Genomic DNA, 14,620 nt, shown 5'->3' on the forward strand with positions numbered 1-14,620 from the left:
CACTACCGCTTTTCTGGTATTGACGGCATTCTCGCACACACCATCCCCGCTCACGCTCACATAGTACGTAGTGGTTGTTGCAGGACTAACGTTATAGGTAGCTCCAGTGCTGAGCACCGTTGTGCTGGTCTGGTCGGCATACCATCTGAAGACCGGAGTGGTAACCGTAGTGGATGAAGCCGTCAGCGTGGCGGATGCTCCCGCACAGATCACAGCATCGGAGGCTGTAATATCGGAATCAAGTCCCAAAGGATTAACCGTCACCGCTACCGCCTTTCTGGTATTGATTGCATTCTCGCATACAGCATCACCGCTCACGCTCACATAATACGTAGTGGTTGTTGCCGGCGTCGGGCTGTAGGCAGCTCCAGTGCTGAGCACCGTGGCGCTGGTCTGGTCGGCGTACCATCTGAAGACCGGAGTGGTAACCGTAGCAGATGAAGCTGTCAGCGTGGCCGATGCTCCCGCACAGATCACAGCGTCGGAGGCTGTAATATCTGAATCAAGCCCCAAAGGATTAACCGTCACCACTACCGCTTTTCTGGTATTGACGGCATTCTCGCACACACCATCCCCGCTCACGCTCACATAATACGTAGTGGTTGTTGCAGGACTAACGTTATAGGTAGCTCCAGTGCTGAGCACCGTTGTGCTGGTCTGGTCGGCATACCATCTGAAGACCGGAGTGGCAACAGTTGATGAGGAGGCAGTCAGCGCAGCGGATGCTCCCGCACAGATCACAGCGTCGGAGGCTGTAATATCGGAATCAAGTCCCAAAGGATTAACCGTCACCACTACCGCTTTTCTGATATTGACGGCATTCTCGCACACCCCGTCACCGCTCACACTTACATAATATGTAGTGGTGGTTGACGGAGAAGGACCATAGATTTCTCCTATTGAAAGTGGCGTAACAGATGTTTGATCCGCATACCAAATGAACTCAGGATTAATAAGAGATGATGATGCGGTTAAAACTGCAATCTCACCCGAACAAATAGTCTGATCAGCCACAATTATATCTGCGTCCGTCGCTAATGGATTGATTGTCACTGTCACCGCTTTTCTGGTATTGATTGCGTTTTCACATACTGCATCCCCGCTCACACTCACATAATAAGTCGTAGTTGAACCTGGCGAAGGACTGAAAGTTGCTCCATTATGAAGTATAGTTGTTGCCGTCTGGTCAACATACCATCTGAATACTGGAGTAGTCACTGTAGTCGATGAAGCTGTCAAAACAACTGCATCATTTGGACAAGCTGTGACATCTGTAGCTACTATATCTGTAGCTGTTGCTAAGCCGTTAACTGTAACTGTTACAGCTTTTCTTGTATTGATGGCATTCTCGCAAACTCCAGTACCAGCAACACTTACATAATACGTAGTAGTAGACACGGGTGAAGGATTATATGTGGCTCCAGTACTCAATACTGTTGAAGTAGTTTGATCAGCATACCATCTGAAGACCGGTGAAGCGACACGTGAAGAAGCGGTCAAAGAAGCAGTAGAGCCTCCACAAATTTCTTGATTATCGGTGGCTATATCAGATGATGTAGCCAATGAATTTACTGTCACTACAACTGCTTTTCTTGTATTTACTGCATTTTCACAAACTCCGTCCCCGCTTACACTCACGTAATACGTTGTAGTTACGGCTGGAGAAACAGTATAAGTATCGCCAGTGTAGAGAACTGTAGCACTTGTTTGATCGGCATACCATTTAAAAACTGGCGTGGTCACGGTAGCTGATGAAACCGCTAGTGCTGCAGAAGAACCGGCACATATTGTTGCATCTGTACTTACTATATCAGAATCAAGCCCTAAAGAATTTACTGTTACAACAATTGGTTTTCTATTATTGATCTCATTCTCACAGACATCATTACCTTTTACACTTACATAATACGTTGTAGTTGAGGTTGGAGAAACAGTATACGTTGTACCAGTATTAATTGCTGTCGTACTAGTTTGACCAGCATACCATGTAAAGGTAGGAATACCAATAGTCAATGTACTTACCGTTAGCGTAGCACTACCGCCAGGACAGACTGCACTATCTGCACCCGTAATATCAGATGCGACAGCAGAGGTATTGACATCTACAGTAATCATTCTTGTTGTTGCGGCTGATGGACAGCCACTCAAGCCAGTTATAGTATAGGTAATTGTTGCAGTTCCCGGTCCATTACCAGTAATTACCCCATTTGCATCTACAGTGGCAATACCAGGATTATCTGTACTCCAAAGTCCGCCCGGGTCGCCATCAGTAGTAAAAAGGGTTGTATCTCCAGGACATAAATTCTGTTTTCCTGATAAAGTCCCCGGATTTGCTTGAATAATATTTACTGAATAAACAGAAGGTATAACCGGACAACTTCCCGTTTGTATTATTGTATATTTTATATTCGTTGTACCACGTGCAACACCGGTCACCACGCCATTTATATCAACTGTTGCAATCGTTATATCCTCGCTTTCCCAAACACCTCCTGGAGTACCGCTCGAAGTTAATGCAGAAGTACCACTAATACAAATATCCTGATTTCCTGAGATAGTACCCGATTCTGCCGCATCTTCAACAGTAACGGTTCTTGTTGCAGATACATTTGTGCATCCTCCCGTTCCTGTTATTGTATAGCTTATAGTTGTAGTGCCAGCTAATAATCCCGTAATTATTCCACTGCTGTCTACAGAAGCAATTGTAGGGTCTAGACTGGACCATGTCCCCCCCGCATCACCATCTGAACTAAAAGTGGTCGTTGTTCCTTGGCAGATATTTTGCGTTCCTGATAAATTTCCGGCATTTGGTGGTGCAGTTATGGTCAAAGTTACAGGAGTCCGCACTGCTGTGACACACGTACCATTATTTCCTTGTGCATAATAAGTAATGGTCCCAACAGCACTAAGAGTTGGAGAAGCTGCAATATTTCCTCCCGCAGCTGCATCATACCAAACAACAGACTGGCCAGCAGGAACACTTGCGGTTGCTGTAAGTGTAGTTGGAAAACACCCCTGGGATGATACGGTTGTATCTACTGGAACACTAGCCGCCGTTAAAGTAATTAACGCATTGTTGGATATGTTCCCATCTGCATCCCTTCCATTGTAAGCAATTGGTGTTGGACTTATTACACTGCTTGATTCTGGTTCAAAAGTTACTTGTCCAGATGTATTGATTTTCCATATTCCATCTCCTGGAATAGTCATTTGTATTATATCGCCAAAACCATCTACAACAATATTTGTTGCAGTGCCGGGATTCACTAATCCTGTTGTAAGGGGGACAATAACTTCTCCTGTAGTGTCATTGGAGAGTACATTAATCAGACCAGAAGGTGAACCAACATTAAAACAGGCAAAATCAGGCGTTGCAGCCGGAAGCCCAATGGCATAATCTTCAACTTCCCCATCCATAAAAGCACCTCCGGAATCAGCAGTCGTTATAGCTTCTGTGGTTACTCGCACCCTAAGATATGTTTTTGCATGTCCGGATGTATTGGTCAATGTAACATTATTCCATGTAAGGTTTACGCTTCCTGACAATGTTCCCGCGGGAGTTGTTGCGGTAGTACCTTCTCCTTGCTGAAAAACACCATCATTGTTCCAGTCAATCCATGCCACATAATTTGCTGCAAGCCCTGTATTATTGTGAAAATTGGCAGCAACTGTATAAGTGTTGATTAATTGTCCATTATTGGTCAATGGCGGAATGGTCGGAACACCATCATCATCAATAGAACTATTAGCCAACACAGAAGGCTGACCATCCGCCTCAGCAAGATTTGAATCTCCTAACGAAAGAGTACCAACAACCCCGTGCGAAGGACCGCCTGATGCCAACAAGGTTTTATAACTGTCTGGCGCATCACCAAAATCAGAACTAATTGTTATTACGATTGGACTTAAACCGGAAGCTTGAACGTTGGCCTGGCCTGTAACGCTCCAAATACCTGTCATTAGAAAAAAATCTGTCACTTTGGTTGCGGACGAAGGTGGCGTAAATAACACCTGATGATTTAAATCATCTGGCGTTCCCGAGCCTCCATTTGTTGTCTGGCGTCTTATGGTCATTGCGTTTGGCAAAGCGGCCGAAGCAGTAGCGCCAATAGAATTATTAATTAAAGTCCTCCAGCTGTGTCCTGCTGCAGAAGTATTTATATTTTGATTTGTAAGTTGTGTCGTCGGACCGCTGATGGAATAAGGGACATATGTATTGCCATTATATCCAAAAAAAGCCACCCACTCTGCATTTCCGTTCGGTGTGCCATGAACCCCATCGATATCTAAAGCAAGAAAATTGATGCTGGAAATTGGCCTGCTGAAATAAATCCTGAAACCAATACTGTTCGTGCAGTTGTTTCCCAATCCATTATCGGCATTTTGGGTATTCGCCATTTGAATTTTAGTGAAATTTGTCGGTGTTTTATCTCCCACATAAGCAGGAAGGGTAATTCCTGTGAACAGTCCTCCAATATCTGGTCCCGCAGTTCCTGAACCCGCGGCTCCTGTAGAATGTGTGGCGCTGCCTGTAGTTATCATCTGTGCTTTTACAATAGTCCCATCAGGCATTCTTTTTCCATTTGGCATTGAGCTTAAAATATCAGCAATTGAAAAACTGTAATTCGTTTGAGCAGATACACTTGTTATTAAAAACACTGTAATAAATACTAATAAGATTTTAACTGTATTTTTCATTATCGATAAATTTTAGTGTGCTATATTTTTTTCTTTCAGATAAGTTGTAGCCGACTTTACAAAGCAGTAATTATAAATTCGCTTCGTCTATTGGCTTGATGTTCTTCTTCGGTACATTGAACCCCATCTGAACATTTATTGACAAGTTGTGTCTCTCCGTATCCTTTTCCAGTCAAGCGATCGGCTTTTACGCCATTTTTTATCAACCAATTAATTGTTGATTTTGCTCTTCGGTCAGATAAAGCTTCGTTGTATTGATGCGATGCTCTGCTATCGGTATGCGAACGAATATCAAGTTTCATATTAGGATACTCATTTAATACCGCCAGTATTTTTTCTAAATCTATGGCCGCTTCTGTTCTGATATTGGATTTATCCAAATCAAAGTAGATCATTTTTATACCAAAGCAAACCCCTAGATCATCGCCAACAGTTACTCGGCAAATACTTCTATCTAAAGCGATTGGCAAGCTGGTTTTTCCGTTATTTTTGGGAATAGTTATGGCTACTTCTTTAGTTTCATATTCTGCTTTTTCAGCTCGGACTTGATACGATTTACCGCATTCTACAGAAAAAGAATAATTTCCTGAATCGTCTGAAATGGTAGTATTTTTAACAGCCATTTGATCGTCATACAAAGTAACCTTAGTTTCTGGCAAAACTGCTCCTGTTTGAACATCGGTTATGACTCCATAAAGTTCCTGAATACAATTAAGTCTTCTAGTTTCTAAGAAACTATAGATGTCATCAGAGCCATGACCCCCGTCTTTATTTGAACTAAAATATCCTTTTCGGGTCGCAGGATCAATGATGTAGGCGAAATCATCTTTGGGAGAATTGACATCTGAACCTAAATTTTGAATATTGCTTATTTTGCCATTAGAATCAATATTGGCCACAAAGACATCCAAACCTCCCAAACCGGGATGACCGTCTGATGAAAAATAAATCTCATTTTCACTTGTTACATACGGGAACGTTTCTTTTCCTTCTGTATTGATTGTATTGCCAAGATTTTCTGGAGTACCATAGCCACCATTTGAATTTATGCTTACTTTATACAAATCGGATTGTCCGATTGTGCCTGGCATATCAGAAGCAAAATAAAGTGTTTTTTCATCTGGACTCAAGGCAGGGTGCGCTACACTGTATGTATTGCTATTAAAAGGAAGTTCGGTAATATTTGACCATTTATTATCCTTATCTAACGTGGCTTTATAGATTTTTATAAAGGTAGTTTTGTTCTCATCTTTTCCTTTTTTTCCGTTGAGGTAATTATTTCTAGTGAAATAAACAGTTTTACCGTCACGCGTAAAAACCGGAGAAGCTTCGTGGAATTTGGTATTTATTGCAGATTTAAACTTATTTACTTTTGTCGATTTTCCGGTTTCAGGGTCAAGATCTGCATTGTAGATATTCGTAAAATATTCACCGGTCCATTTATGTTTTCGCTGTGTAAAATTTCCTGTATCTCTGGCAGAAGCAAAATAAAGTTTGTTGTTGTAAACAAATGATCCGTAATCTGAATATTTGCTGTTGACCCCAGCATCTTCAATTTTATATCTTCCCGAATTTGCTTTTATTACATCCAAATAATTTACATCGTCTTTATAAAGTTTTCCTCTGTTGTCATTTTTTGATTTCAGATAAAAATCATCCATAAGCTTATTTGCTTTGTCAACCTCGCCTATTGATTTTAGTGATTGTGCATATCTGTAATAATACTCGGGTTCAACAGCGGTATTCATTGCAAACAACTCGCCGTACCATTTTGAAGCTCCTGCAAAATCAGAATTAAAATAATAGGAGTTGCCTAGCTTTTTAAACATATCCTCAGATTTGTAACCTTTATTGGCTACTTTTTCGTATGTTTTTATTGCATCGACGTAAGCGTAATTATCATATTTTTTATCTCCAGAATTTACTTTAGCTTGCTGCGCATAACTGCCAAAAGAAAAAGTACTTACAACTGTAAGGAAAAGTAGTGTATAGTTTTTCATGATACTTTTTTTTAGAAGAAACGAGGAGTTGTGATTTTGCCATTGTTTATGAAGAATTCATAGCGCAGAAATATTTCATGCGAACCAGAATTATAGTTCCTTAATTTGGTGGTTTCTTGATCGTATCCATAGCCAACATATAATCCATCTGTGATTTGAAATCCAGCCATCGCACTCACGGCAGCGTCCCAACGATAGGCAACTCCGAGTGTCAATTTTTCGAAGAATAAAAAATTAGCCGATACATCAACCTGAAGTGGTGCTCCTTCGACCATTTTAGTCAACAGTGCTGGTTTAAATTTTATTTCTTGTGAAAAATTAAAAACATAACCGCCTATCAAGTAGTAATTGATTTTGTCTTTATAAATTGCTACATCATTGTCGTCATATCTGTTGGTCTGAATAAAGTTGGGAACAGACAATCCAATATAAGCTCGATCTGAATGCCAATAAATTCCAGCTCCTACATTTGGAGATACATCGCTGTCTAAGTTTTGAAATTGAGGATCACCTTGATTTTCAGGATTTAGTTTACTTGCATCAAGATTAAAGACATCAACCGAACCTTTTATTCCGAAAGAAAGTTTCCAGGTTTCTGATGTGGGAACAGTATAGGACAAATCTACCGAAAACTCATTCTCATTTGTAGGTCCAATTTTGTCATTGACTAAAGAAGCACCGAGTCCAATATTGCTATTGTTTATCGGAGTATTTACAGAAATTGTATTTGTTTTTGGTGCACCATCTAGCCCTACCCATTGGTCGCGATGCAAAGCAAAAACACTCAAAACGCCACGAGAACCGGCATAGGCAGGATTTATGTTTATTGTGTTGTACATATATTGCGTAAACTGCGCATCTTGCTGTGCATAACTGCCGCAATATCCAAATAGAAATATGTAAAAAAGTAGTTTTTTCCTCATCTTTCAAATTTTTAAATTTAACATTAAGGCATGACGAATTAGTCATAAGAACTGACGTTCTGCAACAAAATCAATAGAATAAATGACTGATTAGTCAAATCAGTTCCAATAGCTTTATTGGAATCTTACAGACTAGACCAAAGGGAAATGATAAAATTTTAGGAGTGTAATATCCGGCTTGGAAAATATAAAGTGAATCAACACTTTATCAAAAGGCTTCAATTGTTTGGCTGATAAAGAATTTTAAACTTTATTAAGCACTTAATGACTTAAAAAAGGCGCAACAAAAAATTGATGACAAACCGAATGAGTTTATCATGAATTGATTTATGATGGGGTAGGCAAAAAATTTGAGGGCAGAAATTCAATTAATAATACACTCATTTTATTGATCAGATAAAATAAGGAAATCTAGTTCTCATATCATTTCTTTTACAATGAGAACTGGTTAACAGCCTGCATTAAAAAAATCAAACAAAATAATTTTAAGATCTCTAAAGATTCAAAATTTTAGTAGTTAATTTACTCGCTCAATCATACTATTATATAAAAATTTCTGGTTACTAAAGTTCAAAAACACAATAATAGTATTAAACCTCTTACAAATCTAAAACTTTTATATTGATAATCAATGATTTAAATTATTTAATTTTACATTTTAACATAAATAATTCTAAATCCAGCTTTTTCTACTTTTACTTTTCCTGAAGATAGCTCTAAAGAAAAAACCAATTTTTAACTCCGTTGGAACAACAAGCACGTAATTCATAGAGCCAAAGAAAGACAATTCTAACTGAAGTTAGAATAATATTTATAGAATTGCATCTTGGTTTACTGGCATGAACCAATAGAGTTTTTACATTTTTTTTAATCAATCCCCAACAGGACATCTAAACCAAATTTACAAAGCCAATGGAAGACAGACATTACTTGTAGTAAGCCAATCTCTTCAAATCATCCAAAAAAGATGTTGTAATTTGTCCTGTCGAGGTCACTAAAAAACGTTAATTCTTAGGAATTAACGTTTTTTTTATGCCTTCATTCTACACTATTAATTTCCTTTAAAAAAAAAAATAAGCAGTTTATACTTATCAGATTATTAAACCTTCGTTTGTTGATGAAAATTTTGATTTTTCTTAAGATTTCCTTAAGACATTTCAATTTCTTTAAAACCAAATTAATCCACAACAGCAAGAATAATTCTAAATATCAAACACTTACAATTCATATTTAGATAAATATTGGCAACTGTAATCCAAATATCATGATTTTAAGATTGTGTGAACTACTATATTTGTTTATTTTTGACTATTTTAATTAAGTCTAAATAAGTAAAAATGAAATTCTATCTACCCTTTATGCTGCTTCTTATAGCAGCAAATTCTCTATCCGCACAGACAAATAAAAATAATTCAGAACAACAAGCTGTTCAAGATACAATCAAAGAAAAATCAAAATCTGATAATGAATTGCACGAAGTTGTAATCTCTGCAACCAGACAGCCTGAAAGTTTGGATCAAGTTCCTTCTTCGGTAACTCTTATTTCTAAAAAACAGCTTCAGCAACAGTTAAGCATAAGCACTAATCTTATTGACATTCTAGGTGCCTCAGTTCCCGGACTGGGATTCAGTACCAATAGAACCTCTAACTTAGGGCAAACTCTACGAGGACGTCGTGTTCTAGTAATGATTGATGGTATTCCACAATCTACACCTTTAAGAGACGGCGCTAAAGATATCCGTTCACTTGATCCTGCGGCCTTAGATCGTGTGGAAGTCATCAAAGGAGCAACTGCTATTTATGGTAACGGTGCCGACGGAGGTTTAATTAACTACATTACTAAAAAAGCAGATCAGAATAAAGCTTTCAGCGGAACTACTGAAGCAGGAAGTGCTTTTTCATTAATTAAACCAAAGGAAACTGCGGGATTCTTTATATCGCAACTCTTCAGCGGTAAAATCAATAAATTTGATTATGTGGTCAGTGGCCGTTATGAAGAAACAGGTCTTTATCGTGATGCAAAAGGAAGAGTTCTTTCGCCAGATTATGGTATGAATGACCTGCGAAACTGGAATGCATTTGCGAAACTTGGCTATGACTTCAATCCAGATAATCGTCTAGAAGTTATGTATAATTATTATAAAAGTACTCAGATTACCGACTACATCGCAAAGGCTGGTGTTTATGGAAACTTCGACAAACCGACCATTGGAGTTATAGGTCAAAGACCTGGAGAACCTGAAGGAACTCCATACAACCACAATGCAAGTTTAACTTATACTGGAAAAAATATTATAGGCCATACAGATCTGAGCGCCGTTTTATATTTTCAAGATTATTTAACTGTAATTAATTACAGCGATTTTTTTGAAAATAATGGTCAACCTGCAACTCAAAGTAAAAAGTTCGGATTCCGTCTCAATATGAACAGTCCTTATGAGGTGAGCAGTCTGATTAATGGAAATATAACCTACGGACTCGACATTCTTTCTGATATAACAGATACTCACCTAACTGATGGAAGACTAGTTATCCCAGAAATGAAAATGTCTAATCTAGCTCCTTATTTCCAGATCAAAAATATGTTCGGACCTAATTTAGTTCTGAAAACAGGTTTAAGACTAGAGAATGTTCATATTTCTGTACCTGATTATACTACAATTGCAATTCGCAATTATGTAACAAGCACTTACGTTGGCGGCGGTATCGCTGTCAATGGCGGAGATTTAAACTTTAACACCTTGATGTTTAATGCGGGACTTCGATATACGAAATGGAATGCTTTTAAGCCGTTTGCTAGTTTTTCACAAAGTTTCAGTGTTGCCGATTTAGGTCTTGTATTGCGCGCGGCGAAAGAAAATACGGTAAGCAATACCTCTATTAAAGCAGTAGTAGCCAATAATTACGAAGTAGGATTCTCAGGCTCTGTTTCTGATTTATCTTATGAAGGAGCTGTTTATTATAGCACTTCTAAACTAGGCGCTTCTTATGTGTATGTCAACGGAAATCCACAGATTTCACGTTCACCAGAGAAAATTTATGGTTTTGAATTTGGAGCGAAATACAGATTTCACCCAAAATTTGATCTTGGAGCAAACTATTCTTATACGGAAGGTAAACGAGAAACTGCTACAGGAGAAGTATATCTTGGAGGAGATCGCATCAATCCGCCTAAATTAACTGCTTTTGCAGCATATAGACCAATAGAGAACTGGTCAATCTTTACCCAAATGATTAATACTTCTGGAAGAGATAGATTTGAACCAGTAAACGGTGCGTATACTTATGGTACAGGTCCTATTAAAGCATTTACTGCTTTTAATCTTTCAACAAGCTATATTTTCAGAGAAAAAACAACGCTTCGTTTGGGAGTCGAAAATTTGTTTAACAAAGATTACTTTTCTGTAATCTCTCAATGGCAAGTCAATAATATGAGCTATGTTAAAGAAAACGGGACTCGCATGACTGTAAGTCTTTCTCATTCTTTCTAAAAATTATTATTCTTATTATCATAAAGTTTTTCAAAAAGAAAATCTTCGATAGATTGTTACCTTGTTTTTTTATTTTTTTTGATCAAAAGCTGTCCTTTGCGGACAGCTTTTTTTATTTTCTGGCCATTATTTAAAAATATTCAGTTCTTCATTGTAAACAGGACTTCCTATATTTAGAAAATTTAAAACACTATGAAACACATGATTTTGCGATACTGTTTCATTTGGCTTAAGCTGTTTTGAATTATCTGATACCCAAACAATAAAAGGAATTTCATATTGTTCTTTAGGAGCAATACTCAAAGGCACGCCATGCATATACAAGTTCTTTTCTCCTAAAGATTCTCCGTGATCTGAAACAAAAATCATAGTGCTTTTGTATTCTTTTAATTCTTTTAAATCATCAATAATTTTAGAAAGAATATAATCGGTATAAACGATGGTATTATCATAGGCATTCATCAATTCCTGCTGAGAGCATTTACCCAATTCTACACTGTTGCAAACAGGTTTAAAAGACTCAAATCTTGGCGGATATTTCTTGCTGTACAAAGGCCCGTGACTGGTGCTGGTATGCAATACAATTAATACTTTATTCTTTTTACTGGATAATATCTGTTCTTTCAGTCCCGTGAGCAAGATTTCATCATAATTGCATCCTTCTCCTTTGCAGTCCTTCATCAAATATTCCCTATTTTGATAATTTTTGATATGAACAGGAGGCTCTCCCCAATTTGTTGTTCTCCAAATGACTTCTACATTATTCCTGTAAAGATAATTTGGAAGAATCTCATACAAATCATCAGAATTGGTATGTTCTAAAATACACTTAACACCAGCTGTTGTATAGGTTGCACATGACGAAGCATCAAAATGAAAGAGGTTCTTTTGTGCAGACAAAAACGGATTAGTATTTTTCTTGTAACCATAAAGAGAAAAATTCTGTCTTCTCGCCGATTCACCAATAACCAAAACAACAACCGATTTCTGATTATCTTTTATAGTAGCTTTTGGCAGTAAAATTTCTTTTTCATTCTTTTTGTATTTGTGGATGTAAAAAAGCGAAATGTTTACCGAATAAGACCATGGCATTGCAAGTCCGCCTAATTTTTTGGAGTTTTTATCAATCCAAAGCCAATTGCTTGCATTTGCAAAAACTAAAACAGCAATAAATAGTAAGGTAAGTGAGGAAAGAGTCAGAAACTTTCGCAATGAATCCTTTATTATTTGTGCTTTTATAATGAAAATTGCAGGAATAACGCCTAGAAAAATAATGTAAAGAATTAATTTAACCGAGAAAAAACTGCTTGATTCTTCAAAATTAGTATTCAGTATATTGCCAATCATGCTTTCATCAATTATAACACTGTAAGTATTAATAAAATAAACTGCAACAGAATTAATCAGAAAGAAAATCGTAAGTAAAAATTTTCCAAGATTACGAGAAAGAGAAAAAAACAAATAAAAAACAAAAGCATTTAAAACCAGCATTAATATTATTAAGCTGATAATCAATACTAATCCGTTAAAACTTTTGTAATCAACATTATTAAAAACATAGCTGTAAAATGGCAAGTGAAAGAATAAAAAATTCAAAAAACTCATTAGTAAAACAAAATGAGTAAGTCGCAGGTTATTTTTTAACATAGATATAAATGATTAAAAACAATGATACAGCCACGCAAATTAAAGCGTAATAAAAAATTAATAAATTCTCAGAAAGTATTCTACAGATTAACGAAATGCAACATCCCAAAAACAACAGCATAAAAATAGGATAATATTTTTTGTCATTAATCCATGTCCAAATTTTATACTTTCTGTTGATAAAAATACCCGAAAGTCCTGCAATATATCCTATAATTCCTCCTGTAATAACATCAATCGGATAATGTGCCCCAACACCTACTCTTGTAAAAATCAGAATCAATCCCATTATAACAATAAAAAAAGACCAAATAAATTTATACGACAGTTTCTTTGGCATAAATCCATACAGTAAAACCGACAATATTGTAAATATAGTTATCGAATGTCCTGATGGTAGACTATTATGTCCGCAAACAGCCTTACCTACGATATAAAAACTGTTATTATTAAAAACTGCTGCTGGTCGTGGAACTGCGAATGCCTTTTTCAATACACACGAAAATATAAGCGAAACAAGCAATCCTGAAAGTAACGATTCCCAAACTTTTGGAGCAAAAACAAATAAACTGCTTAAAAATGATAAAAAAATCATTGCATCTCCAAACTGTGTTAAATTGTACTCAAGTTTTGGATAGTGTCCTAAATAATAATTTATAGTGTAGAAACTCTTCTTTTGAATCTCAATATAACTGTTAACTGTCATCGCGTTATGACAGTATAAAAATAGCATTATCGCAGTTAAGAGAAACAGCGGAATAAAAAATGAAGAAAGTCTAAGTTTTGAATAATTAAGAATAATATTGGTATTCATTATATTTCTGGGTAAGAATTATGTATTAATTTAGATGAATCAAATAGTACTGCTGTGGCGGTAAAAACACTAGGAACCAATCCATCTTTTAGGAGAATTTGAAGTATAAAAAGCAGAGAGAAAAATCGGAGAACTACTTTGAGTCAGAATAAATTCTAAACTTGGATTAAGATTTAAAGAATCTATAAATGCTGAATTCAGGTTTTTACTTTTAAAAACAAAAAAAGTAATCTGCGTAAGAAATAAAAGAGAAAAGCAAAGTATTGAAACCGATGAGAGAATATAGATTCTACGGCATCTATGCTTAATTAATCTGTTCCTGCCTTTCATGTTTAATTATTAAAAACAGGCCAAAGGAATTTGTCAATTTAGAAGAAATTTAGAATTTTTGATAGGTTCTATTTTTATTTGCAAAAGATTAACGAATAGGTCTCAAAAACTTTACATTACAAGCAGTACTTGCTTAAGCGTAGACAAATACTTATTTAAAAAATTCAGGATTAATTCAAAGTTTAGGTATAATTTGAAAAATTATTTTTACCTCTTTTTTTATCCAATTTATTAAAGAACGTAACAATAGATTTTCGATTTAAAATTTAAATGAAAAACAAAAACATATGTGGATCGTATTTGCTTTACTTTCAGCTTTCTTTGCTGCACTGACGGCTATATTTGCAAAAATAGGCATCAAAAATGTAGACAGTGATTTGGCTACTGCAATCAGAACTGTCATTATTCTAATTCTCGCTTGGGGCATTGCGTTTGCCAGAGGTGGCACAGCCACAATTAATTCTCTTTCCAAACAAAATCTGATTTTTATAATTCTCTCTGGTATTGCCACAGGCCTCTCTTGGATATTTTATTTTAAAGCACTGCAGATTGGAGAAGTATCCAAAGTTGCTCCTGTTGATAAACTGAGTGTAGCTATCGCTATAGTGCTTTCTGTTATTTTCCTACACGAAAAAATCAGTTTTCTAGGTATTATGGGGGTACTTTTAATTATCTGCGGTACTATATTAGTAATTTATAACTAACTTTAAAATGTGC

General features: G+C 36.5%; 7 protein-coding genes. 2 read left to right on the forward strand and 5 right to left on the reverse strand.

The annotated features are described in order from the left end of the window. The 3 genes from AAYQ05_RS16095 to AAYQ05_RS16105 form a co-directional block, all read right to left on the reverse strand. The coding region (locus AAYQ05_RS16095; RefSeq protein ID WP_343544414.1) for a beta strand repeat-containing protein at positions 1 to 4,698 on the reverse strand (4,698 nt) is incomplete at its 3' end. A gap of 56 nt (positions 4,699 to 4,754) precedes the next feature. After that, positions 4,755 to 6,698, reverse strand: coding sequence for an OmpA family protein (locus tag AAYQ05_RS16100; RefSeq protein WP_343544415.1), 1,944 nt, complete (start codon positions 6,696 to 6,698; stop codon positions 4,755 to 4,757). An 11-nt stretch (positions 6,699 to 6,709) separates the two neighbouring features. Beyond that, positions 6,710 to 7,621 carry a PorP/SprF family type IX secretion system membrane protein gene (locus tag AAYQ05_RS16105; RefSeq protein ID WP_343544416.1) on the reverse strand — a complete coding sequence of 304 codons (912 nt, stop codon included), beginning with the start codon at positions 7,619 to 7,621 and terminating at the stop codon, positions 6,710 to 6,712. 1,337 nt (positions 7,622 to 8,958) lie between these two features. On the opposite strand from AAYQ05_RS16105, the gene AAYQ05_RS16110 reads away from it, so the two are divergent. Beyond that, on the forward strand, positions 8,959 to 11,112 hold the full coding sequence (locus AAYQ05_RS16110; protein WP_343544417.1) for a TonB-dependent receptor: 2,154 nt from the start codon (positions 8,959 to 8,961) through the stop codon (positions 11,110 to 11,112). Positions 11,113 to 11,238: 126 nt separating this feature from the next. Here the strand turns inward: AAYQ05_RS16110 and eptA are convergent, their stop codons facing one another. Together eptA and AAYQ05_RS16120 are read right to left on the reverse strand one after the other, a co-directional pair. After that, on the reverse strand, positions 11,239 to 12,759 hold the full coding sequence (gene eptA / locus AAYQ05_RS16115) for a phosphoethanolamine--lipid A transferase EptA (RefSeq protein WP_343544418.1): 1,521 nt from the start codon (positions 12,757 to 12,759) through the stop codon (positions 11,239 to 11,241). Continuing rightward, the gene (locus AAYQ05_RS16120; protein WP_343544419.1) at positions 12,746 to 13,573 is read right to left on the reverse strand and encodes a phosphatase PAP2 family protein; all 828 of its coding nucleotides are present in this window, start codon (positions 13,571 to 13,573) and stop codon (positions 12,746 to 12,748) included. The genes eptA and AAYQ05_RS16120 overlap by 14 nt, the downstream gene beginning before the upstream one ends. A gap of 617 nt (positions 13,574 to 14,190) precedes the next feature. On the opposite strand from AAYQ05_RS16120, the gene AAYQ05_RS16125 reads away from it, so the two are divergent. After that, a complete protein-coding gene (locus AAYQ05_RS16125; RefSeq protein WP_343544420.1) occupies positions 14,191 to 14,607 on the forward strand; it encodes an EamA family transporter in 417 nt (138 codons plus the stop codon). Positions 14,608 to 14,620 lie beyond the last annotated feature (13 nt).

The organism is Flavobacterium movens (assembly GCF_039581425.1).
In the GTDB taxonomy this organism is placed as follows: Bacteria; Bacteroidota; Bacteroidia; order Flavobacteriales; family Flavobacteriaceae; genus Flavobacterium; species Flavobacterium luteolum.

Excerpts from the sequence above, each read along its gene's own strand:
- AAYQ05_RS16120 (WP_343544419.1), bottom strand. The coding sequence starts at position 13,573 with ATGAATACCAATATTATTCTTAATTATTCAAAACTTAGACTTTCTTCA.
- AAYQ05_RS16110 (WP_343544417.1), top strand. The coding sequence starts at position 8,959 with ATGAAATTCTATCTACCCTTTATGCTGCTTCTTATAGCAGCAAATTCT.
- AAYQ05_RS16125 (WP_343544420.1), top strand. The coding sequence starts at position 14,191 with ATGTGGATCGTATTTGCTTTACTTTCAGCTTTCTTTGCTGCACTGACG.
- AAYQ05_RS16100 (WP_343544415.1), bottom strand. The coding sequence starts at position 6,698 with ATGAAAAACTATACACTACTTTTCCTTACAGTTGTAAGTACTTTTTCT.
- eptA (WP_343544418.1), bottom strand. The coding sequence starts at position 12,759 with ATGTTAAAAAATAACCTGCGACTTACTCATTTTGTTTTACTAATGAGT.
- AAYQ05_RS16105 (WP_343544416.1), bottom strand. The coding sequence starts at position 7,621 with ATGAGGAAAAAACTACTTTTTTACATATTTCTATTTGGATATTGCGGC.